At 68.9% G+C, this 23,278-nt stretch carries 17 protein-coding genes; 8 read left to right on the forward strand and 9 right to left on the reverse strand.

Going from position 1 to position 23,278, the window contains the following annotated elements:
* Positions 1–50 precede the first annotated feature (50 nt).
* Together AC5P7I_RS16260 and AC5P7I_RS16265 are read right to left on the reverse strand one after the other, a co-directional pair.
* Positions 51–725 carry a hypothetical protein gene (locus AC5P7I_RS16260; RefSeq protein ID WP_075075912.1) on the reverse strand — a complete coding sequence of 225 codons (675 nt, stop codon included), beginning with the start codon at positions 723–725 and terminating at the stop codon, positions 51–53.
* Between the two features lie 40 nt (positions 726–765).
* Positions 766–1,284 carry a hypothetical protein gene (locus AC5P7I_RS16265; RefSeq protein ID WP_262087909.1) on the reverse strand — a complete coding sequence of 173 codons (519 nt, stop codon included), beginning with the start codon at positions 1,282–1,284 and terminating at the stop codon, positions 766–768.
* Positions 1,285–1,496: 212 nt separating this feature from the next.
* Between AC5P7I_RS16265 and AC5P7I_RS16270 the strand changes: the two genes are divergently transcribed.
* The 3 genes from AC5P7I_RS16270 (at position 1,497) to AC5P7I_RS16280 (ending at position 5,398) form a co-directional block, all read left to right on the forward strand.
* Positions 1,497–3,986, forward strand: coding sequence for a DEAD/DEAH box helicase (locus AC5P7I_RS16270; RefSeq protein ID WP_046427727.1), 2,490 nt, complete (start codon positions 1,497–1,499; stop codon positions 3,984–3,986).
* Positions 3,983–5,005, forward strand: coding sequence for a ribonuclease H-like domain-containing protein (locus tag AC5P7I_RS16275; RefSeq protein ID WP_014645467.1), 1,023 nt, complete (start codon positions 3,983–3,985; stop codon positions 5,003–5,005). The genes AC5P7I_RS16270 and AC5P7I_RS16275 overlap by 4 nt, the downstream gene beginning before the upstream one ends.
* A 78-nt stretch (positions 5,006–5,083) precedes the next feature.
* Complete coding sequence (locus AC5P7I_RS16280; protein WP_046427725.1) at positions 5,084–5,398, forward strand: I78 family peptidase inhibitor; 315 nt, start codon at positions 5,084–5,086, stop codon at positions 5,396–5,398.
* Between the two features lie 66 nt (positions 5,399–5,464).
* Here the strand turns inward: AC5P7I_RS16280 and AC5P7I_RS16285 are convergent, their stop codons facing one another.
* Together AC5P7I_RS16285 and AC5P7I_RS16290 are read right to left on the reverse strand one after the other, a co-directional pair.
* Positions 5,465–7,465 (reverse strand): M56 family metallopeptidase, encoded by a 2,001-nt coding sequence (locus AC5P7I_RS16285; RefSeq protein ID WP_262087908.1) that lies wholly within the window; start codon positions 7,463–7,465, stop codon positions 5,465–5,467.
* A 3-nt stretch (positions 7,466–7,468) separates the two neighbouring features.
* Positions 7,469–7,855, reverse strand: a complete 387-nt coding sequence (locus AC5P7I_RS16290) for a BlaI/MecI/CopY family transcriptional regulator (protein ID WP_014645465.1) — start codon at positions 7,853–7,855, stop codon at positions 7,469–7,471.
* 191 nt (positions 7,856–8,046) lie between these two features.
* Between AC5P7I_RS16290 and AC5P7I_RS16295 the strand changes: the two genes are divergently transcribed.
* Positions 8,047–9,168 (forward strand): serine hydrolase domain-containing protein, encoded by a 1,122-nt coding sequence (locus AC5P7I_RS16295; protein ID WP_262087907.1) that lies wholly within the window; start codon positions 8,047–8,049, stop codon positions 9,166–9,168.
* Here the strand turns inward: AC5P7I_RS16295 and AC5P7I_RS16300 are convergent.
* The 3 genes from AC5P7I_RS16300 to AC5P7I_RS16310 form a co-directional block, all read right to left on the reverse strand.
* Complete coding sequence (locus AC5P7I_RS16300) at positions 9,103–9,915, reverse strand: hypothetical protein (protein WP_241884650.1); 813 nt, start codon at positions 9,913–9,915, stop codon at positions 9,103–9,105. The two genes, AC5P7I_RS16295 and AC5P7I_RS16300, sit on opposite strands and share 66 nt — an antisense overlap.
* Positions 9,916–9,918: 3 nt before the next feature.
* Positions 9,919–11,334, reverse strand: a complete 1,416-nt coding sequence (locus AC5P7I_RS16305; protein ID WP_164077875.1) for an XVIPCD domain-containing protein — start codon at positions 11,332–11,334, stop codon at positions 9,919–9,921.
* Between the two features lie 114 nt (positions 11,335–11,448).
* Complete coding sequence (locus AC5P7I_RS16310) at positions 11,449–12,555, reverse strand: SDR family oxidoreductase (protein WP_014645462.1); 1,107 nt, start codon at positions 12,553–12,555, stop codon at positions 11,449–11,451.
* A 218-nt stretch (positions 12,556–12,773) separates the two neighbouring features.
* Here AC5P7I_RS16310 and AC5P7I_RS16315 point away from each other — a divergent pair, with 218 nt between their 5' ends.
* The gene (locus tag AC5P7I_RS16315; protein WP_014645461.1) at positions 12,774–13,082 is read left to right on the forward strand and encodes a hypothetical protein; all 309 of its coding nucleotides are present in this window, start codon (positions 12,774–12,776) and stop codon (positions 13,080–13,082) included.
* Here AC5P7I_RS16315 and AC5P7I_RS16320 read toward each other — a convergent pair.
* Positions 13,070–14,128: a DNA topoisomerase IB gene (locus AC5P7I_RS16320; RefSeq protein ID WP_014645460.1), complete on the reverse strand. Its 1,059-nt coding sequence runs from the start codon at positions 14,126–14,128 to the stop codon at positions 13,070–13,072. The two genes, AC5P7I_RS16315 and AC5P7I_RS16320, sit on opposite strands and share 13 nt — an antisense overlap.
* Positions 14,129–14,239: 111 nt before the next feature.
* On the opposite strand from AC5P7I_RS16320, the gene AC5P7I_RS16325 reads away from it, so the two are divergent.
* The 3 genes from AC5P7I_RS16325 to AC5P7I_RS16335 all read left to right on the forward strand — a co-directional run bounded on the left by AC5P7I_RS16325 (position 14,240) and on the right by AC5P7I_RS16335 (position 20,765).
* The gene (locus tag AC5P7I_RS16325; protein ID WP_014035471.1) at positions 14,240–14,629 is read left to right on the forward strand and encodes an I78 family peptidase inhibitor; all 390 of its coding nucleotides are present in this window, start codon (positions 14,240–14,242) and stop codon (positions 14,627–14,629) included.
* 174 nt (positions 14,630–14,803) lie between these two features.
* Complete coding sequence (gene gltB / locus AC5P7I_RS16330) at positions 14,804–19,258, forward strand: glutamate synthase large subunit (protein WP_069118198.1); 4,455 nt, start codon at positions 14,804–14,806, stop codon at positions 19,256–19,258.
* A gap of 61 nt (positions 19,259–19,319) precedes the next feature.
* Positions 19,320–20,765 carry an FAD-dependent oxidoreductase gene (locus AC5P7I_RS16335; RefSeq protein WP_032962391.1) on the forward strand — a complete coding sequence of 482 codons (1,446 nt, stop codon included), beginning with the start codon at positions 19,320–19,322 and terminating at the stop codon, positions 20,763–20,765.
* Here the strand turns inward: AC5P7I_RS16335 and AC5P7I_RS16340 are convergent.
* Positions 20,751–23,159, reverse strand: a complete 2,409-nt coding sequence (locus tag AC5P7I_RS16340) for an ATP-binding protein (protein WP_262087905.1) — start codon at positions 23,157–23,159, stop codon at positions 20,751–20,753. The genes AC5P7I_RS16335 and AC5P7I_RS16340 overlap by 15 nt on opposite strands.
* Between the last annotated feature and the right edge of the window lie 119 nt (positions 23,160–23,278).

A 23,278-nucleotide genomic window follows, 5' to 3' on the forward strand; every position in this document is an offset into this window, starting at 1 on the left:
GGATCCCTTTCGCCCACGAAAGGGCTCTGACCCCCTCCGTCATGCGTCCTTCAGCGTTTCCCCGCGCGCCGGTAAACGCCGTTGAAGCGCACGTTCATGCCACCGCATTCGCTGTTGTCGGCCACGATCAGCACCTCGCCCAGCGAGTGCACGCGCACCCGGCACGTGTCCTCGACGAACTCGACATCAGCACCACGCGGCGTCGCGCGCGCTTCCACCTGGCCCATGTTCGGGCCATACGGGCGCTGTTCCGGCGTGGGGTTGGCAGAAGGCCAGTAGGCGTCGCCATCCACATGCAGTTGTCCAGCCTGCACGGTGATGCGCAGGCCGTTGTCGCCGTCTTTCCAGTGGCCCACCCAGTCCTGCAGCGTTGGCACGGCCACCGGCAACGGCTGCAGCTTGCTGCGGTCCACCCAGCCGGCGCTGCCACCCACCTTGTTCGGGAAGAACGCACAGCGGTAGCGGCCAAGGTCGCGACCGGTCACCACCGTATCGCCGTTGACCACATAGCTGCGCTGGCGGCAGGCCGGTTCGCCCTTGGCGGGGCACCCGTCCATGTCGCCGAGCAGATACAGGCGCGGTGCGTCGACCACCCGCGCCAGCGCGAACCGGCTCTGTTCGGAGGGGAACGCGCCATTGCGGCACGCGCCATCACCGGCGATGCCGGCAGCAAAGGCGGACGCGGGCAGCAATGCAGCCAGCAGGCAGAACGAACGCAGGAACATGGCAGCGCTATCGGTTGAGGAACCGGCAGGATATACCGGCCTACTTCACCGGCGGTGCATCACCGGCATCCTGCTGCTGGGAGAACCGCAGCGCACGCTGCCGCTGTTCGGCACTGAGCTCAGGCGGTGGCCGGGCAATGGCGGACTGGATCTGGTCGGGGCCACCGGTGAGCTTGTTCAGGCCCCGACCCGCCGCCAGCACGCCCTTGACCACGCCCATCATGATGTAGCCGCCGCCCATGCTGACCTGCTCCGGCGATGGCGGTTCGCTCCAGTCGCGGCTGAAGCGGTTGTCACCGAACTTCACCGGATTCTTGAAGCGGTACAGGTCCAGCGGCTCGTCGTCGGGCTTGAGCGCACGCACTTCGCCGAGGGTGGTGACATTGTCCTGCGGCAGGGTGGTGGAAATCGGCGCGGTGGTTGCCGCCGGGGCATCAGCAGGGGGAACGGGTGCAGGATCGGGCACCGACACCGGCGCGGCCTGCTGCGCCTGCGCGATGCCGGCCAGCAGCATGCCGGCCAGGAGTGCTCCCTGCGTTACACGTCGTGCCACAGCCATCCGCCCTGTTGGTTGCGTCCAGCGCCCAAGGATACGGATGCCGGCTTCAGATTTCGTTGCTGCACTGGCAGCTGTTCAGCCAGGGGAGATGCGGCGGCGCCACGGGACGCGAGCACTGAACGGTTCACGCCCTCCGTGTGCGATGTCTCACATCCTGAGACGTGGATGTGGTGCCATGTGACCCCTCGCAATCCGTCCCGGCTCCACTTTCCATGGCTTACGAACTCGCCAAGCGCACCGCCGATGCCGAGCAGAAGCTCGCCACCCGCGATGGCCTGCCCGCCCGTGACGGCGCCCTGCTCAGCGCGCGCCTGCAGCGCCGCTACCAGGACCGCATCACCGGCAGCTTTGCCATTCCCGGCCGCGAGGGCCGCTACGCCCCCATTCCCGATGCGGTACCGCCGGCCCTGGCCGCGGCCCTGAAGGCACGCGGCATCGAGCAGCTCTACAGCCACCAGGCCGAGGCCTGGGAGGCCAGCCAGCTTGGTGAGCACGTGGCCATCGTCACCCCCACCGCCAGCGGCAAGTCGCTGTGCTACACCCTGCCCGTGGTCAGCGCGGCGATGCAGGACAAGGCCAAGGCGCTGTACCTGTTCCCGACCAAGGCGCTGGCACAGGACCAGGTGGCCGAGCTGCTGGAACTCAACCGTGCCGGCGATCTGGGCGTCAAGGCCTTCACCTTCGATGGCGATACCCCGGGTGATGCGCGCCAGGCGATCCGCCTGCATGGCGACATCGTGGTGTCCAACCCGGACATGCTGCACCAGGCGATCCTGCCGCATCACACCAAGTGGGCGCAGTTCTTCGAGAACCTGCGCTACATCGTCATCGACGAAGTACACACCTACCGCGGCGTGTTCGGCAGCCACGTCACCAACGTGCTGCGCCGGCTCAAGCGCATCTGCGCGTTCTACGGCGTGCAACCGCAGTTCATCCTGTGCTCGGCCACCATCGGCAATCCGCAGGCGCATGCCGAGGCGTTGATCGAGGCACCGGTCACCGCGATCACCGAATCCGGTGCGCCCAGCGGACCGAAACAGGTACTGCTGTGGAACCCGCCGGTGATCAATCCGGACCTGGGCCTGCGCGCCTCGGCACGCTCGCAGAGCAACCGCATCGCGCGCATCGCGATCAAGTCCGGGCTGAAGACCCTGGTGTTCGCGCAGACCCGGTTGATGGTCGAAGTGCTGACCAAGTACCTGAAGGACATCTTCGACCACGACCCGCGCAAGCCGCCGCGCATCCGCGCCTACCGTGGCGGCTACCTGCCCACCGAGCGCCGCGAGACCGAGCGTGCGATGCGCGCCGGCAACATCGACGGCATCGTCAGCACGTCGGCGCTGGAACTGGGCGTGGATATCGGCAGCCTGGACGTGGTCATTCTCAATGGCTATCCCGGCAGCGTGGCCGCCACCTGGCAGCGCTTCGGCCGCGCCGGTCGCCGCCAGCAGCCCGCGCTGGGGGTGATGGTGGCCAGCTCGCAGCCGCTGGACCAGTACGTGGTGCGGCATCCGGACTTCTTCGCCGAGGCCTCGCCCGAACATGCACGCATTGCACCTGACCAGCCGCTGATCCTGTTCGACCACATCCGCTGCGCAGCCTTCGAACTGCCGTTCCGGGTTGGCGATGGCTTCGGCCCGATCGATCCGGAAGTGTTCCTGGAAGCGCTGGCCGAAACCGAAGTCATCCACCGCGAAGGCGAGCGCTGGGAATGGATCGCCGACAGCTATCCGGCCAACGCGGTGAGCCTGCGCGCGGTGGCCGACGGCAACTTCGTGGTGGTCGACCGCAGCGACGGCCGCCAGCAGATCATCGCCGAGGTCGATTATTCCGCCGCCGCACTCACCCTGTACGAAGGCGCCATCCACATGGTGCAGTCCACGCCCTACCAGGTGGAGACGCTGGACTGGGACGGCCGCAAGGCCTATGTCACCCGCACCCATGTGGATTACTACACCGACAGCATCGACTTCACCAAGCTCAAGGTGCTGGACCGTTTCGACGGTGGCGTGGCCGGCCGTGGCGATTCGCACCATGGCGAAGTGCACGTGGTGCGTCGCGTGGCCGGCTACAAGAAGATCCGCTATTACACCCACGAGAACATCGGCTATGGGCCGGTTAACCTGCCCGACCAGGAACTGCACACCACTGCGGTGTGGTGGCAGCTGCCGCAGGCGCTGCTGCTGCGCGCGTTCGCCAGCAAGCAGGATGCGCTGGATGGCTTCCTTGGCGCCGCGTATGCCCTGCACATCGTCGCCACCGTGGCGGTGATGGCCGATGCGCGCGATCTGCAGAAGTCAGTCGGCAACGGCGATGGTGCCTGGTTCGCGATCGCCGACCAGAGCGGCCGTGGCCAGCTGCGCGGCAGCGAAGGCGACCCTGGCGCGGTGGAGCTGCTGCAGGAGTTCGTGCCGACCGTTTATCTGTACGACAACTTTCCTGGCGGCGTTGGCCTGAGCGAGCCGCTGTGGCAGCGCCAGGCCGAGCTGGTGCAGCGCGCGCGCGAACTGGTGCAGCGTTGCGACTGCAAGGCCGGTTGCCCGGCCTGTGTCGGCCCGGTGCTGGCTGCACAGGAGGAAGATGAAACCTCGCCGCGCGCGCTGGCGCTGCGCGTGCTCGACCTGTTCGACGCAGAAGCCTGCCAGCACGTGCGCGACGTGGTGGTGACCACGCGCGAGCCGATGGAGCTGCTGGCACCGTGAGCCTGAGCCTGGACAAGCTGCGCCTGCTGCGGAAGCAGGCCGGCGACCCGAAAGCAGTCACGCCGGTGGCACCCGAGCCGCCCCCCCCGGCGCCGGCCCCGGTAGCCGCCAACGATGCACGGCAGCCACCGGCGGAGCGCTCGGTGTTCGCCTGGGTCGAACAGGAAATCCGCCACAAGCCGACCGGCGCTGCCGCGCCTGTGACGGCCGCCGCACCGTTGCGTCGACCGGAAGTGGGCAGCCTGCACCGCCTGCTCGGCCTGCGCTCGCGTGGTGGAGCCGCACCGGCACGCGCCAGTGCCCAGGATCGCCAGCTCCCCGGCGAGGAAATCGCGCCGGGACTGTTCCTGATCGAGTCGCTGCAGCCGCAATCGATTCCCGCGGAACCGCTTTCCCTGGCTTTCGCCAGGCGCGAGCACGAGCACGTCGCCGCGCGCGACCTGCTGTTCTTCGATACCGAGACCACCGGCCTGGCCGGCGGCACTGGCACCCGCGCCTTCATGATCGGCGCCGCCGACTGGCATGTGTGCCCGCAGCGTGGCGAAGGCCTGCGCATCCGCCAGTTGCTGATGTCGACGATGGCCGCCGAGGACGCGATGCTGGCCACCTTCGCCCGCTGGCTGCAGCCGTCCACCGTGTTCTGCAGCTACAACGGGCGCAGCTACGATGCGCCGCTGCTGAAGACGCGCTACCGGCTGGCCCGCCAGCGTTGCCCGATCAGCGCGCTGGATCACGTCGACCTGCTCTACCCGACCCGCCGCCGCTATCGCGGCACGTGGGAGAACTGCAAGCTGTCCACCATTGAGCGCCAGCTGCTGCGCGTGGTGCGCGAGGATGACCTGCCTGGCTCCGAAGCCCCGGGCGCATGGCTGCGTTTCCTGCGCGGCGGCGATGCGGTGAACCTGCGTCGGGTGGCCGACCACAACCATCAGGACGTGGTCACCCTGGCCCTGCTGCTGCAGCGACTGGTGCGCGAGGAGCAGCGCGAGCGCGAAACACTGGCGCTGGTCGGGCAGTAATGGCCAAGGGCCGCGTTGACATGCCCTGACGGTGGCAGCGGTGACACTGCCGCCACCATCCACGCCTGGAGCCCGACGATGCGCCTCAATCCGCTTGCCCTGCTCGCCATCCTGCCGCTGGCCGCCTGCAACCACGCCGGCAGCAGCACCACCCACGATGCCGCACCGGCACCGGTGGCCGATGCCGCCCACGAATGCAGGCCGGAAGCGCTGGAAGCCTTCACCGGCAAGACCGCCGACGAGGCCACCATCAAGAAACTGGTCGCCGACAGCGGTGCCCGCAACGCGCGCGTGGTCAAGCCGGGCATGGCGGTAACCATGGACTTCCGCCAGGACCGCGTGACGGTGCAGGTGGACGGTCAGAACCGGATCGAGCGCGCCAGCTGCGGTTGATCAACCCAGTGGGTGCCGGCCACTGGCCGGCACCCCACATTGCCGGCCAGCGGCCGGCACTACCAGTCAGAGTCGCTCGGCCTTACCGCTGGCCAGTGCGCGCGCGATCACCTGCTGCGCCTGCCGCGACGCCTGCTCATGCACGCGTGCCTGACGCTCACCCAACGCAGCCTGCCGGCTGCCCAGCGCCGCCTGGCGGCTGTCCAGTTCAGACTGCTGGCTGGCCAGGCGCTGCATGCCGCGGGTGTGGGTGGCCCGCGCGGTTTCGTTGTCCACTTTCTGCATCGCACGACGTGCCTCTGCAGCAGCCTCACGTGCAGCCTCACGTGCAATGGCCGCATCGTTGGTCGCGCTCCGCGCCGCCTTCGCCGCTTCTGCCGCCGCTTCGCGGTTGATGTCATGCGCGGCCACCGCGCTGCGCGCAGCCTCGGCAGCGGCCAGTGCCATGCGGCGCGCCTCCTCGCCCTGCAGGCGGCCCATCTCGCCCATCTGCCTGCCGAGTTCGCCCTGCTGGCGACCCAGCGCACTCTGTTGGCGGCCCAGTTCGCTCTGCTGGCGGCCCAGATCCGCCGCGCCGCTGTAGGCACGCTGCAGGCTCTGGATCATCATCGGGTCTCGCACCACGTAGCGCTTGTCGCCCTTGCGGAACCACAGCGCCGGGCCCTTGCCGAGCTGTCTGCGGGCCACCGTCACGTCGTCCATGCCGCCGTTGGCGAAGGTCGAATCGCCATCTACCAGCACGAAGGCCTCCGGCGGCGATTTGCCCAGGTCCAGGCGGCCGTAGGTGGTGATGGAAGTGGTGCGGGAGGTCGTGTGTTCACTGTGCATGCCGGTATCGACATCGACATCCGCATCCACGTCGACCGCCACATCCGCATCGTCCGGACCTGACAACGCCTCGACATCAGCCGGCTCGGCGGGCGGCGCGGGCGCCACCGGCACGGCCGGAACGCGCGCGGACGAAGGCGGTGCGGGCGGCGCTTTCGGAGCCTTCGGCGGCGGCGGCGGCACGACCTTCGGCGCCGCAGGAGGCGCGGGCGGTGCCGGCGGCACCGGCGCTGCGACCAGCCGCATCGGCGCCACGCCCACCACCAGCACCACCGCAGTCAACGCCATCGCCAGGATGCGCGGGCAGGACCGGCGCGACTGCAGCGAGAGCAGGCGGCGCTTGAGGCTGGTGGTATCCGGTGCGGCACTGGCCACGCCCAGATGCGGCTGCGGTGCCACGCCCAGCTGCAGCAGCAGACGGCCATAGGCCTGGCGGCTGGCACCGTGCTGGCCAACCACCGCTGCATCCACCGCTTCCTCGCGCGCCTGTGCATATTCACGCACCGACAGGCGCAGCAGCGGGTGGAAGAAGAACAGGTGCTGGGCCAGTGCAGGCAGCAGGCCCCATTGCAGGTCACGCCGCTGCAGGTGCTGCAGTTCGTGGGTCAGGGCCAGGTCCAGCGCGTCGCCCTGCAGGGCGTTGTCGCCCGCCGGCAGCAGCAGCACCGGGCGGAACGGCCCGACCAGCTGCGGTGCGTCCACCTGCGTGCTCATCCACAACCGCGGCGCAGGACGCACGCCGTGCGCATCGGAGGCCAGCTGCAGGGCCTGCACCAGCGCCTCGTCCTCGCAGGGATAGGCCGCTGCCAGCAGCGCGCGGCAGCGACGCCACTCACCGAAGGTACGCAGGGCCATCAGCAGCACGCCGGACATCCACAGCGTGGCCAGTGCGACGGCCCACCATGCCACCGCCGGCACATCCGCGGCGGGCATCGGCATTGCGGCCAACAGCTGTGCCGAGGCCTCCGGGGCCAGCGGGTAGACCATGTCGGCGGCCACATCGGTCGCGCTCATCGCCACCGCCTGCGGCGCCGGCAGCCAGGCCAGCTGCAACGGCTGGCTCCAGAACAGGCCGAGCACAGCCTGCAGCGAGACCAGCCACCACAGGCGGCAGCGGGTCGCCGCCGACAGCGACGGCAGCGCGCGGCATACGCCATACACCAGGGCCACCAGCAGCACGGTCTGCAGGCTGGTCCAGCCCAGCCGTTCCAACATCGGGATCAGCATCGTGGTGTCCATGGCTCAGCCCTCGTGGCGGCGCGATTGGAGTTGGGCAACCAGCGCTTCCAGTTCGGCCAGCTCGTTGTCGCTGACCTGCTGGCGCTGCGACAGGTAGGCCACGAACGGCGACACCGAGCCCTGCAGGGTGTTGTCGACGAACTGCGCCACCGCGCCCTGCAGCACGCTCTGCGGGCCACGCGTGGCCTGGTAGCGGTAGACACCGTCCTGCTGCTGGCGCTGAAGATACCCCTTCGCCCGCAGTCGCTCCATCATCGTCAGCACGGTGGAGCGGGCCAGCCCACGGGCCTCCCCATAGCCACTGGCGACCTCGCCGACCGTGGCCGGCGCATGTTCATCGATGTACTGCAGCAGGGCCAGCTCCTGGTCCCCGATCGTCTTGCCACGCATGACACCACTCCCTTGACTACACGTGTCGCCACTGTCTGCGTGACGACAACTGTAGTCAACCCCCCGGAAGTCATGGGCCGACGAACGGTAGGCACCACCGCGCCCTTAAACCTTTGACGCGCCGTCTGCATCCGATCCGCAACGTCCCAGTGGAATGCCGCATGTTCCGTCCCACGCTCCGAGTGCTGCTCATGCTCATCAGTGCACTGCCCTTCGCTGCCATCTCTGCCAGCCACGACCCGGCCAACGACCAGACCCGCCGCCTGATCCGCCAGGTCATGCTGGAACAGCGCATCCCCGGCTTGCAGATCGCCGTGGTCAAGCAGGGACAGATCGTGCTGTCAGAGGCCTATGGCCTGGCCAACGTCGAGAATGGCGTGCCTGCCACGCGCGACACCCGCTTCCCGCTCAATTCGGCCACCAAGGCGTTCACCGGCGTGGCCGCCGCACAGTTGGCACAGCGGGGGCAGCTGGATCTGGACGCGCCGGCGTCGCGCTACCTGGATGATCTTCCACCTGCGTGGAAAGACGTACGCGTGCGCCAGTTGCTGGCGCATACCTCAGGCCTTCCGGACATCCTCGATGCGAACGGACTGCTTGGCGGTGGTTCCGAGGCACAGGCATGGGCGGCAGTCACCGCGCGCCCTGTCGAAGCGGCCCCCGGGCAGCGTTTTGCCTACAACCAGACCAACTACGTGCTGCTGGCCAGGATCATCGCGCAGCTATCCGGCATGCCCTACGAGCGCTTCCTGGCCACCGGCCAGTTCAGCAGTGCACGCATGGCGCGCACCACCTTCGGCGACAGCTATGACCTGATTCCGGATGTGGCGACGATGTACAGCCTGGCCCCGCGTGCCACCGACGCGGCGGATGCGCCGTCGCGCCTGTCGCACTGGTTCTATGACATACCGCCTTCGCTGTGGGCCGGTGGCGGCATCCTCACCACCGCCGACGACACCGCGCGCTGGCTGGTCGCGCTGACCGAAGGCCGCCTGCTGCAGGACCCGGCCCGGCAGCGCATGTGGACCGTCGAGCGCCTGGCCGACGGTCGCGCCGGTGCCTGGGCCGGCGGCTGGCCGGTGCTGAACGCCTCACCCGACCTGCAGGTGGCCGGCATCGGCGGGGCACGCTCGGCCTTCGTGGTCTATCCCGAGCGCGGCGTGGCGGTCGTGGTGCTGACCAATCTTGTCGGTGCCAATCCGCAGCAGTTCATTCCGCGCATTGCCGACTTCTATGTGCGCGATGCCTCAACGCCCCGTCACGAACGGGTCGGCCTTGCACGGCCGCAAGGGGCTGTCATCGCAGGGCCATAGCGCGGCGGGAACGGCCCTGGCCACTTCGAAGTGATCCTGGTTCCAGTGCAGGAAACCGCCGTGGATGGCATTGCCATGGTCGAAGCTGCGTGCATCGGCGGCCAGTGGCTGTTCGGGGTCGGCTTCGGCCACCCAGCGCAGTACTGGCACTTTGTCCAGCACGCCGATGAAGGCGAACAGATCGCCCGCGCCCTTGTCCTGGTAGGCCGTCATGGTCGCCGCATCGGGCAATCCGGCCTGCGCCAGGATGGATGCGGTGACATCCTGCAGCGGTGCGGCTCCCTGTGCGATGTAGGCGCGCATGCCCGTGGTGGTTGCCGGGCAGCCCTGCAGCTGCACCAGATAGCCGGTGGTACCGCCACTGCCGGAGAACGACCGCATCCAATAGCGGAAACGCGGCCCGCTGCGATCAGTAACCATCAAATCCTGCTGGCCATCCTGCGCGGGAATGGAGAGCACCTGCACCTTGCTGGCGCTCTCCACGTTGCACTTCAACTGCGCCAGCACCTGCCTGGCAGGTTCGGGCAGCGTAGCGTAGCGGCCGCCGGGATGGCCGCTGCCGGAAGCCTTCGGCAATGCGGGCAGTCCGCGATCCGTGGGAAGGGTCTGCGCAGGCAGGGCCTCCGGTTTCGCGGCCGAGCTGGCAGTGGGCGCCACCGGCGCGACGCGCTCTCCAGCGGGCGCGCAGGCACTGCAGGCCAGCAGCAGCATCAATGGAACGCTCGGCGTCAACTGCGATCGGATCATCGATCAACGCCCTCCCATCGCCGGCGCGTCCTGCTGCTGTGCCGGCGCGGGCGCAGGTGCAGCCTGTTCGCGCGATTGCTGCTGCAGCTGGCGCAGGCTGGATTCCACCGCGGTCTCGCGCACCTCGGCCGCATTGACCCCTGCGCGCAGCGCCGCAGGATCGCCCGGGCTGCCCTGCACCAGGAACAGTGTCTCGCCAGCCGCACGGCCGGCGCTGGGATTGCTGGCCACGATCTGGTCGACCCGGGTGATGCGCGCGGCCTTCGCTTCGCGCAGCATCACCAGGCTGTAGTCCTCGGCATGCTCGGCGTAGCGTCCGCCCAGGGCCTGCAGGCGCGTACTGATCTGCTGCTGCAGGGCATGATCGCGATGCTGCGGCTGACGGGGGTCCTCGTTGGCCGCGAGCGGCACGTCCTGCCCCAATTCGCGCGTCTGGCCGGGTGCAACCGAGGTCAGCACGTACTGCCAGCGGTTCTGCCCAGGCGTGCCGCGCACCGTCGACACGAAGTCGTCATACTCGCCGCCACCGATGGTCTGGCAACCGGCCGAATCGGTGTTGGAACGGCTGCCACGATGGATCTTGAAGGTGTCGTTGAGGTCCTGCACGCCCTGGGTATCACGCGCATCGAACCAGCCATCGCCATTGCTGTCGCGCTCCACCCGTCCGGCGCCCGCAGTGATCGCGTCCTGCGAAGGACGCAGCGCGAACTCATCGGGATGCCCATTGCGCGGATGGGTGGTCACGCGCATCTCGATGGTGCCCTCGCCCAGGCGCCCCAGATCCTTGACCCGGTCGCCGTTGACGTCCTCGCCCTCGGTCTTGGTACGCGGCGCCACATTGCCAAAGCCCGGGCTGCGCGGCGCGGTCTTGGCATGGCCGTCGTACTGGGCGGTCGGCTCGGTCGTGGCCTGGTTGAACTCGCGCACGTGGCCGCGGCCCTGCGCATCCTTCCACAGCACCACGATGCGGTCATCGTAGACGCCACGTCCGCGCGCCTCGGTCGTGCGGTTCTCATCGCGCAACCCCAGCACCACGCGGTCCTGGGTCGCCATTGCATCGTTCGCTGCGATGTTGCCGCGCTGGGCCACGATGCTGCCATAAACGTCGTACTGCTGGGCCTGGCTCAATCCCGCTGTCTCGGCAGCATCGGGCATCCGCGGCGGGCGCGTCGCCTCGCCCAAGCGATCCAGCATCGGATTCACCGTAGCTGCATCCGCTGCGGCCACGCCCCCGTTCCGGCGCAAGCCCTCAAGCTCGGCGGCCGCACGCGCCGAGATATAGCGATCCAGCGATTCCTGCACCACTGCGCTCTGTCCGTCGTGCAGGGCCTGGAGGCGGGTGGCGGCAGCACGCGCATCGTTCCGCCGCAGCAGGGCGACGACCTCGTTGGCTGCGGCATTGATATCCATTTCGGGCATGGTCGGTCCTTGAACATGGTCGGTACAGGATCAGCCTACCAATCGCACGGTGTGGGGCCTTTGACAGGCCGCACACCTTCGCTGCCGCCGGATCCAGGCGGGAACCGACACGACTCAGCCGCGCGGCCCACCCATCACCGGCAGGATCGCCCCGCTGATGTAGCTTGCACAGACCGGCGAGGCCAGGAACACATACGCCGGTGACAGCTCTTCAGGCTGTGCAGGCCGGCCCATGTCGCTGTCCTTTCCGAACTCGGCGACATCCCCGGCCTGCTTGTCGGCCGGGTTCAGCGGCGTCCATACCGGCCCCGGCGCCACGCAGTTGACCCGGATGCCGCGCGGCAGCAGCTGGCTGGCCAGGGCCTTGGTGAACGCATGGATCGCGCCCTTGGTGGCCGAGTAGTCGATCAGCGCCTTGCTGCCGAAGAGTCCGGTTTCCGAGCCGGTGTTGATGATGCTGGCGCCCTCGCCCAGATGCGGCAGTACCGCACGCGCCATCTGGATGTAGCCGCCGATGTTGGTCTGCAGCGTCTCCTGCAGGTGCGCGTCTTCCAGATCCTCCAGCCGCTCGCAGTGCAGCTGGAACGCGGCGTTGTTGACCAGGATGTCGATGCCACCGAAGGCCTTGGCCACCTGCTTGACCGCCTTGTTGCAGAAGCGCGGGTCGCGTACGTCACCGGCGATCACCACACAGCGGCCACCTTCGCGCTCCACGTGCTGGCGGGTGATGTCGGCATCTTCGGCCTCGTCCAGGTGCAGGACCGCCACATCGGCGCCTTCGCGTGCGAACAGCACGGCCACAGCACGGCCGATGCCGGAATCACCGCCAGTGACGATCGCGCGCATGCCCTGCAGCTTGCCGCTGCCGGTGTAGTCCGGCGCGAGGAAGCGCGGTGCCAGCTCCAGTTCGTGTTCGTGCCCCGGCTTTGCCAGCTGCTGGGCCGGCATGGCCTCCGGCTGGCGGCGTGCGCCGGCCTGGGTCGCGGTCTTTTTCGTGGCCTTCTTGGCTGCGCGTGCGTCCTTGGCCTTTTCCTGGTCCTGCAGGCGCCGCTGCCGGGCGGCAACGCGGGCGGCGCGGGGATCACCGGCCGCCGCCTTGCGGGTTGCGGTCTTCACCACCCGCGGGCGAGCGGGGTCGGCAGCGGTCTGGGTCGCGGTGCTGCCCTTGCGCACCTTGGGTGAGGCTTTGCGGCGGGCGGGGGTCTTTCGGGTGGTGGCCATGCAGGTCTCCTCGGGGGGGGAATGGGATCGCCGGCCAGCGGCCGGCACTACCGGGCGCGTGCGCCGCAGTACCGGGGGCGGCATCCGCCGCGACTGCAGTGTCTCCACCCAGGCTGTTGGCGGGGGTGAGCGCACCGTATCCACGATGTGCACGGTGTTCATTCCGCCACCACGTGCGCCGTCGCACGCTGCACGCAACCACACCAAGGAATCCTTCCATGAAGCATGCCATCGCCACCGCCGCCGTCTGTCTCGCCCTCGCCGCCTGCAGCAGTACGCCGGTGGCCCAGGTGCAGCCGATCGACGGCGTGATTTCCGGTCAGTGCCACAGCGACAGGGTGCGTGGTGCGCTCGGCCTGGCCGCCTCCGCCGCAACCGTCGAGCGCGCGCGCGTGGACAGCGACAGCCTGCACGTGCAGGTGCTGCGCCATGACGGCCCGCGCGTGCCGCCGGCACACGAAGGCGGTGACCGCCTGACCATCGAGAAGGGCCGCACCAACAACATCACCGCGATCTATTGCGGCTGACGTCTGCGGCTGAGCCGGCGCGCCCTGCGCAGCACGCGCAGGGTGGCCTGCTCCCACTGGCGCGGCCCACGCAGGCCGGCCAGTTCCGCCAGTTCACCGCGCTCCCAGCCGGCGAACACGCAGGGGTCGATGTAGGCCTTGCGGCACACCGCAGGGGTATTGCCCAACTGGGTCGCCACCTTGCACACCACCTCACGCTGTACCTTGGCCAGCGCACGCTGGCTGGCCGGTTCGGGCAACTCGGTGGCCGCGAACGCTTGCACCGCGGCCAGGGTGCCGCCCCAGGTGCGGAAATCCTTGGCGGTGAATTCCTCGCCCATCACCTCGCGTAGGTAATCGTTGACCGCACCGGAGTCGACCGGCTGGATGGCACCGTCGTCGTCGCGATACTGGAACAACGCCTGGCCCGGCAACTGCTGCACGCCGCGCACCAGCGTGCCCAGCCGGCGGTCACCTACCGTCACTTCGTGCAGCTGCCCGGATTTGCCGCGGAAGCGCATCCGTACGCGCCCGCCGCGCAGCAGGTCGAGGTGCCGGTTGCGCAGCGTGGTCAGGCCAAAGGATCTGTTTTCCTTGGCGTAGGACTCATTGCCTACCCGCACCAGGGTGTCGGCCAGCAGCGCGACCACGACCGCCAGCACCTTTTCGCGGGGGAAGCCGCTGTGCTTGAGATCGCGGCTGAGCCGGCGCCGCAGCGCGGGCAGTGCTTCACCAAAGGCGATCACCCGGTCGAACTTGCCGGCGTCGCGCACTGCGGCCCAATCGGCGTGGTAGCGGTACTGCTTGCGCCCGCGGGCATCGCGGCCGGTGGCCTGCAGATGGCCATTGGCGTGGGCGCAGATCCATACGGCGGTATAGGCCGGTGGAATCGCCAGCGCGCGGATGCGCTGCAGGGTGGCGGCATCGCGCACCGCGTGGCCATCGGCATCGCGGTAGCTGAAGCCCTTGCCGGCGCGGCGCCGGCTGATGCCCGGCTGGGTGTCATCGACATAGCGCAGGCCCGCAGCGCGCGCGGCCTGTCGTTCGGGGGTAGAGGGGGTCGGCATGCGCGCAGTGTCGCTGCCGCGCTGCCGCGATCCTGTCGATAACACAAGACAAACACGTGAGGATCGGTTCGCCGCTATGCTCGGGCTTTCACAATCCCTTCCGGAGTCATGATGTCGTTCCCGATTCGCGCCCGTTCGCTCTCCGCCCTGCTGCTGCCGGCCGTGCTGGCCCTGACCGCCTGCCAGGCACCGGCGCTGGATGAACAGGATTCGGCCACGGCCCATGCCCAGCAGGCTGCCGAAGCCGCCAAGGCACCCGCCGACGAAGCCGGCAAGGCCACCGAGGCACCGCCGGTCGGCACCTGCGATGCCAGCCAGGTGCAGAGCCTGGTCGGCCAGGCCTACGCCGACGCGCTGGGCAAGCAGGCGCAGGAAGATGCCGGTGCCCACCAGCTGCGCGTCATGAAGCCCAACGACGTGGCCACGATGGAATTCCTCGGCGACCGCCTGAACATCGAAGTGGACGACAAGGGCCTGGTCAGCGGCGTGCGCTGCGGCTGAGGGCGACCCCGCGCCGGCACGGGGTTGCCGGCGCGTTCTGTTGCACCTGCAACCGTGTATTGCGGCGCTGCAGCAACCTGTGATCTAGTCGAGGCATCCGGTGGCCTCACGATGCGCTCCAGGGAATGAGCGGGGACGAGTGTCGCCGCCAACCCTATACGCATCGAGGTAGAGATGGCCCCCCGCAACCGCCAAGGGCTTTACGACCCGCGCTCCGAGCGCGATGCCTGTGGATTTGGCATGGTCGCCCAGCTCGACGATCAACCTTCGCGCCTGTTGGTTGATACCGCCATCGCCGCGCTTTCGCGCATGACCCACCGTGGCGGCGTCGCCGCCGATGGCCTGACCGGCGATGGCTGTGGCCTGCTGCTGCGCCGCCCCGATGCATTCCTGAAACTGCTGGCCAGCGAAGCCGGCATCACCACCGCCGCGCGCTTCGCTGCCGGCCTGGTGTTCCTGCCGCACGACACCGAGGCCGCCGACGCCTGCCGTACCCAGCTGCAGGCGCAGGTGGAAGCGGTCGGCTGCAAGGTCGCCGGCTGGCGCGAGGTACCCACCGATGACAGCGTCTGCGGCCAGCTGGCGCGCGATACCCTGCCGCGCATCGAACAGGTGTTCGTCGATGCCGGTGTCGGCCAGGACGATGCCGGCTTCGCGCTGGCGCTGTTCCTGGCCCGTCGCCGCAGCGAGCAGCAGCTGCGCGATCACGCTGATTTCTACGTCACCACCCTCACCCCCGATGCGATCAGCTACAAGGGCATGGTGCTGCCGGACAAGCTCAGCCGCTTCTATCCGGACCTGCAGCGGCGCGAACTGGCCTCCAGCGCGATCGTGTTCCACCAGCGCTTCTCGACCAACACGCTGCCGCGCTGGCCGCTTGCCCACCCGTTCCGGATGCTCGCCCACAATGGCGAGATCAACACCATCGAAGGCAACCGCCGCTGGGCCCAGGCGCGCAGCAAGGTGTGGAAGACGCCGCGCTTCGACATCGCCGAATTCGACCCGGTGATCTCCATGCACGGCTCGGACTCGCAGAGCCTGGACAACATGCTGGAACTGATGGTCGCCGGTGGCATGGAGCTGATCCAGGCGCTGCGCATCCTGGTGCCGCCGGCCACCCAGTCGCTGGAGTTCAAGGACCCGGACCTGGCCGCGTTCTACGAGTTCCACGGCCTGAACAGCGAGCCGTGGGATGGCCCGGCCGGCATCGTTGCCTGCGACAGCCGCTACGCCGTCTGCACCCTCGACCGCAACGGCCTGCGCCCGGCACGCTGGATGCTGACCGCCGACCGCCACTTCCTGGTTGCCTCTGAAGCGGGCGTGTGGGAAGTGCCCACCGAGCGGGTGGTGCGCAAGGGCAAGCTCGGCCCCGGCGAAATGATCGCGATCGACCTCAAGCGCGGCGACCTGCTCGACTCCGATGCGGTCGACCGCATCAACCGCGGCCGCGCGCCCTACAAGCAGTGGCTGCAGCAGGGCGTGACCTACCTGCAGACCGAACTGATCGACCCGTCGCTGGTGGAAGAGCCGTTCGACGAAGCCACCCTGCGCAGCTACCACAAGCTGTACCAGCTCAGCAGCGAGGAAGTGGAGCAGGTGCTGCGGCCGCTGGCCGAGACCGAGCAGGAAGCCACCGGCTCGATGGGCGACGACACGCCGATGGCGGTGCTGAGCCAGCGCAGCCGCCCGCTGTACGACTATTTCCGCCAGGCCTTCGCGCAGGTCACCAACCCGCCGATCGATCCGCTGCGCGAAGACTGCGCGATGTCCCTGTCCACCCAGCTCGGCAAGGAGACCAACATCTTCCATGCCGGTCCGGAGACGGTGAACCACGTCATCCTCAATTCGCCGGTGCTCAGCCAGCGCAAGCTGCGCCAGCTGCTGAAGATGGAGCAGTACGTGCAGGCCAACCGCCTGCTCGACCTGTCCTACAGCGAAGACGAGGGTCTGCGTGCCGGCATCGAGCGCATCTGCGCCGAGGCCGAACAGGCCGCGCGCGACGGCATGGTGATGCTGCTGCTGTCCGACCGCTACCCGGTGGCCGGGCGGCCGATGGTGCATGCGCTGCTGGCCACCAGCGCCATCCACCACCACCTCTCGCGGCTGGGCCTGCGCTGCGACGTGAATCTCATCGTCGAGACCGGCACCGCGCGCGACCCGCACCACATGGCCTGCCTGCTCGGCTTCGGCGCCACGGCGGTGTATCCGTACCTGGCCTACCAGACCCTGTTCGACCTGGGCCGTCGCGGCATCCTCAAGCTCAGCAAGGGCGGTGAGCAGTCGCAGATCGGCCGCCGCTACCGCAAGGGCGTCTACAAGGGGCTGTCGAAGATCATCTCGAAGATGGGCATCTGTACCGTGGCCAGCTACCGCGGCGCGCAGCTGTTCGAGATCATCGGCCTGGAACCGGAGGTCGTCGATCTGTGCTTCCCGGATACCGCTTCGCGCATCGGTGGCGCGGGTTTCGCGCGCCTGGATGCCGACGCGCGCGAGCTGTGCGCGCAGGCGTGGGACGCGCAGCAGGACGTGGATGTCGGCGGCCTGCTGAAGTACGTGCACGGCGGCGAGTACCACATGTACAACCCGGACGTGGTCACCACCCTGCAGCGCGCGGCGCGCAGCGGCGATCCGCGTGCCTGGCAGCAGTACTGCGATGCGGTGCATGCGCGCCCGCCCTCGGCACTGCGTGACCTGCTGGAACTGGTCCCTGCCGCCACGCCCGCACCGCTCGATGAAGTGGCCCCGGCCAGCGAACTGTTCCCGCGCTTCGATACCGCGGCGATCAGCCTCGGTGCCCTGTCACCGGAAGCGCATGAAGCGCTGGCGATTGCGATGAATCGCCTGGGGGGCCGCAGCAATTCCGGCGAAGGCGGTGAAGACCCCGCACGCTATGGCACCGCCAGGCGCAGCAAGATCAAGCAGGTGGCCTCCGGGCGCTTCGGCGTGACCGCCGAGTACCTGGTCAATGCCGAGGTGCTGCAGATCAAGGTCGCGCAGGGTGCCAAGCCCGGCGAGGGTGGCCAGCTGCCCGGGCACAAGGTCAACGAACTGATCGCGCGGCTGCGCTATGCGCGCCCGGGCATCGGTCTGATTTCGCCGCCGCCGCATCACGACATCTATTCGATCGAGGACCTGGCGCAGCTGATCTACGACCTCAAGCAGGTCAACCCGACCGCGCTGGTGTCGGTGAAGCTGGTCAGCCATGCCGGCGTCGGAACGATTGCGGCGGGCGTGGTCAAGGCCGGTGCGGACCTGATCACCATCTCCGGCCATGATGGCGGCACCGGTGCCTCGCCGGTCAGCTCGATCCGCTATGCCGGCGTGCCGTGGGAGCTGGGCGTGGCCGAGGCGCACCAGGCGCTGCTCGCCAACGACCTGCGCGGCCGTACCCTGCTGCAGACCGATGGCGGCCTGAAGACCGGGCTGGACGTGGTCAAGGCCGCATTGCTGGGCGCCGACAGCTTCGGCTTCGGCACCGCGCCGATGATCGTGCTGGGCTGCAAGTACCTGCGCATCTGCCACCTCAACAACTGTGCCACCGGCGTGGCCACCCAGGACGAGCGCCTGCGCGAGAACCACTTCACCGGGCAGCCCGAGCGCGTGGAGAACTTCTTCCGGCTGCTGGCCGAGGAAGTGCGTGGCTGGCTGTCCTACCTGGGCGCGCGTTCGCTGGAAGAGATCGTCGGCCGTACCGACCTGCTGCGCCAGATCGAATCCGCGCCGCGCGACGGCGTGCGCGTGGACCTGTCGCGCCTGCTGGCCGACAGCCGCTACGAGGGCAGCCACTGCGCCGCGCAGCGCCTGTACGAATCGCCGGACAGCCTGGCCACGCAGATGGATGGCCTGCTGGCCCCGGCCATCGAGCACAAGCGCGGCGGCGAGCATCGCTTCCTGATCCACAACACCGACCGCAGCATCGGTACCCGCCTGGCGGGTGCGGTGGCACGCGCGCACGGCAACCAGGGCATGGCCGAGGCACCGCTGGAACTGCGCTTCCGTGGCAGCGCCGGGCAGAGCTTCGGCGCCTTCAATGTCGGTGGCCTGCACCTGGAAGTGGAAGGCGAAGCCAACGATTACGTCGGCAAGGGCATGGCTGGCGGCCGGCTGGTGGTGCGGCCGCCGCGTGGCGCGCGCTTCGAGGCACGCAGCACCGCCATCATCGGCAACACCTGCCTTTACGGTGCCACCGGCGGTGAGCTGTTCGCTGCCGGCCGCGCCGGCGAGCGCTTCGCGGTGCGCAATTCCGGCGCACTGGCCGTGGTCGAAGGTGCCGGTGACCACTGCTGCGAGTACATGACCGATGGCGTGGTGCTGGTGCTGGGCAAGGTCGGGCTGAACTTCGGCGCCGGCTTCACCGGCGGCCTGGCCTACGTACTGGACGTGGACCGTGATTTCGTCGACCGCTACAACCACGAGCTGATCGACATCCATCGCGTGTCCGCCGAAGGCTTCGAGAACTACCGCCAGCACCTGCACCGCCTGATCGGCCGCCATCGCGAGCTGACCGGCAGCATCTGGGCACAACAGATCCTGGACGAGTTCCGCGATTACATCGGCAAGTTCTGGCTGGTCAAACCCAAGGCCGCCAGCATCGAGTCGCTGACCGAAACCCTGCGACGCGCCGCGTGATGTTTTCCGGTAGTGCCGGCCGCTGGCCGGCAACGTTCCCTCCCGCATTCCAGAGCCCGCCATGAGCCGCAAGCACGCCTTCCAGTTCCTCGACCTGCCCCGCACCATGCCGCAGCGCATCCCGGTGGAACTGCGCACGTCCGGCGACTGGGGCGAGCTGTACGGAAAGTTCGGCAAGGAGGACGCCCAGTACCAGGCGGGCCGCTGCCTGGACTGCGGCAACCCGTACTGCAGCTGGAAGTGCCCGGTGCACAACGCCATTCCGCAGTGGCTGCAGCTGGTGCAGGAGAACCGCATCCACGAAGCCGCCACGCTGTGCCACAGCACCAACCCGCTCCCAGAGGTGTGCGGCCGGGTCTGCCCGCAGGATCGCCTGTGCGAGGGCAGCTGCACGCTGGAAGAGTTCGGTGCGGTCACCATCGGTGCGGTGGAGAAGTACATCGTCGATACCGCGCTGGCCAGCGGCTGGCGCCCTGACCTGGGCGCGGTGCAGCCGACCGGCCGCAGCGTGGCGGTGATCGGGGCCGGTCCCGCGGGCCTGGCCTGCGCCGACCGCCTGGCCCGCGCCGGCATTGCCGCGGTGGTCTATGACCGCTACGAGCAGATCGGCGGCCTGCTGCAGTTCGGCATTCCCAGCTTCAAGCTGGACAAGGACGTGATCCACCGGCGCCGCGACGTGTTGGAGGGCATGGGCGTGCAGTTCCGCCTCGGCGTGGAGATCGGCCGCGACCTCAGCGTGCAGCAGCTGCTGGACACCCACGATGCGGTGTTCATCGGTACCGGCGCCTACCGCTACACCGATGGTGGCCTCGACGGCCAGGACCTGAAGGGCGTGCTGCCGGCGCTGCCGTTCCTGGTGCAGAACAGCCGCATCGTCGGCGGCGATGACCCGAAGGGCCGGCCGATTGCCGGCTGGGAAGACACCATCGCCCTGCCCGACCTCAACGGCAAGCGGGTGGTGGTGCTCGGTGGTGGCGATACCGGCATGGACTGCGTGCGCAGCGCGGTGCGCCTCGGCGCGGCCAAGGTCACCTGCGCCTACCGGCGCGACGAAGCCAACATGCCCGGCAGCGCTCGCGAAGTGGCCAATGCGCGCGAAGAGGGCGTGCGCTTCCTGTTCAACCGCCAACCGCTGTCGATCGAAGCCGGCGCCGACGATGAAGTGATCGGCGTGACCGTGGTCGAAACCCGGCTGGGCGAACCCGATGCCAATGGCCGCCAGAACGCCGTGCCGATCGAAGGCAGTGAATCCCTGCTGGAAGCGGACGTGGTGATCATCGCCTTCGGCTTCTCGCCGAGCGTGCCGGCGTGGCTGGCGGACCTGGGGGTGGAAGGCCAGCCCAACGGCCGCATCGTCGCCGGGGGCAAGGATCGCCTGCCGTTCCAGACCGCGCATCCACGCCTGTTCGCCGGTGGCGACGCGGTACGCGGTGCAGACCTGGTGGTGACCGCCGTGGCCGAAGGCCGCGATGCCGCTGCCAGCATCGTCCGCCTACTGGCGCACTGAGTCCGGCAACAGCAGCTCCTCCAGCAGCGCGCGCAGTTCGCACGGCGCCACCGGCTTGGCCAGGAAATGGTTGATGCCCGCATCACGGCAGGCCTCGCGTGTGCGTTCCAGCACACTGGCAGTCAGCGCGACGATCGGCACCTGCGCACGGATGGCACAGGTATCGCCACGGATCGCCCGTGCCAGCGCGAAGCCGTCCATGTGCGGCATATGGCAGTCGGTGATGACCAGATCAAAGGGCTGCGCCTGCCAGGCCTCCCATGCCTGCTGGCCGTCGTCGCAGGCGTGTACCTGCAGCCCCAGCTCGCGCAGGCGCTGTACCAGCAACTGCAGGTTGGTCGGATGGTCTTCAACAACCAGTGCCCGCGCCGGCGGCAGCGGCCGTTGCACGGCCGTCGTGAGCACCGGTACCACCGTCGGTGCCGCAGAGGCCGCCAGCACCAGTTCCAGCCATACGGTGGTTCCCTTGCCCGGCGCGCTGCGCAGGTGCAGCTGGCCCCCCATCGATGCCGCCAGCTCGCGGCAGATCGACAGGCCCAGCCCACTGCCACCAAAGCGGCGCGTGGTCGAGGTCTCGGCCTGCTCGTAGGCAGCGAATACCGCCTGTTGCCGCTCCATGCTGATGCCCACGCCCGTATCGGTCACCTGCAGGCGCAACCGCTGCCCGCCATCGCGCTGCTGCAGCACATGGGCCTGCAGCACCACGCTTCCCTGCAGAGTGAACTTGAGTGCATTACCGGCCAGGTTGAACAGGACCTGGCGCAGGCGCAGCCCATCGGCCAGCGACCACTGCTGCAGCATGGGGTCGATCTCGCTGTGCAGGTGCAGGCCGCGGCTGGCCGCGACGGGCATCAACAGCTGCTGCACCGCGCGCACCAGCGCCGCAAGATCGGTCGGCCGCAGCTGCAGTGGCGCTGGCTGCAGGCGCTGGCTGTGCAGCACATCGTCCAGGATCTGTCGCAGCATCTGCGCGGCATCACCCACGGTGGTCAGCACCTGCCGCTGGCCCGCATCCAGGTCACTGGCAGCCAATCGCTCCAGCATGCCCAGCAGGGTACTCATCGGCGTGCGGATCTGGTGGCTCATGGTCGCCAGGAAATGGCTCTTGGCCAGCGCCGCCTGCTCGGCCGCGCGGCGTGCCTCGGCCAGCGCTACTGCACGCGCCTGTGCTTCACTGACATCCAACCAGTAGCCGCTCCACTCCACGCTGCTGTCATCGCACTGCAGCGGTCGTCCCTGTGAGCGGACCCAGCGCCAGCCCTGCGCCGACCGGGTGCGGAACGTAACGTCGATGGGACCGCGCACCAGCGCGGCCGCTTCGATGCACGCCATCACCCGGCTGCGGTCGTCGGCATGCACCGCGGCCAGCAGTTGCAGATGGTCGATCCGCGCAGTCTCCACGCTTACGCCGAACAACGCCTGCACGTCACCGGCGATCTGCGCCAGGCTGTAGTGGCCGGTTGCCGAACGGCGGGCCTGGTAGACCACCGCCGGCAGGTTCGCGGTGACGTCGTGCAACCGCTGCTCCAGCACGCGGCGGCGCACGCTCTCGCGATGCACGCGCCAGTAGCCGAAGGCATGCAGCAGCACGAGCGCGAGCAGGATCAGCGACGCCGGCACCAGCCAGCGCAGCGCCGAACCGGTGAGCCGCGCGCGTGGCCGGTCCGGCAGCCAGGCGCTGCGGCTCGACGCGCGACGTGCATCGCTCTCCTGCAGGAGCCGCTGGTCGAAAGCAGCGACCACCTCGGCACAGGCCGGCACGGCCGCGAGTACCAGTGCATCGCCGAAGCCCGCGGGTGCCGCGATCACCACAGCATCGCCTGGCTCCGCGCGGAGCGCGGCCTCCAGTTCAGCGAGATTGGCGACCACGGCGTCGACCAGCCCGGCACGCAGCAGTGACAGCGCGTGGTCCAGCGGCGCAGGGGCCAGCAGCTGCGCCCCCGGGGCCTGCTCGGCCAGCAATGGCTCCAGCGGCAGCCGGTCCGGGCTGGCCACGCTGCGGCCACGCAGGCCCTCCAGCCCCAGCACCGCAGCGGCGCCCTCGCGCCGCACGATCACCTGCGGCACCTCCAGGTAGGCCCTGCTGGCCACCCAGCCTGTCGGCAGCTGTGCGCGCGGCCAGCCCAGCAGCACCTGGGTGCCGGCCGGCAGTGCTCCCTCGGTAAGTACCGTCGCAGGCAACGGCTTCGCATGCTGCGCCGCCTGCATGCCCAGCAGCGGCAGGTAATCCGCGGCCAGTCCCGCAACCTCGCCCTGCTGGCTGTATGACAGGGGCGGCCGGTCGGAGCGCCATGCCACCTGCAGGGGGCCCGTACAACCGGATGCAGCGGCGATGCCGGGCAGCAACAGCGATGCCATGACGGCGGCGACGGCGCGGCGGCCGGCGACATTCACGGTAGACGTCCTCATTTCGCGGGCAGGAACCACGGCCGCGCAGCGGTACCGCTGCCAGCCACGCTAGCGAGGCAGGCTTCCGCGACAATGAGAAAAATTGGAAAAGCATCCGCATCGGC

Source organism: Stenotrophomonas sp. YJH_SMC_138 (assembly GCF_059369855.1).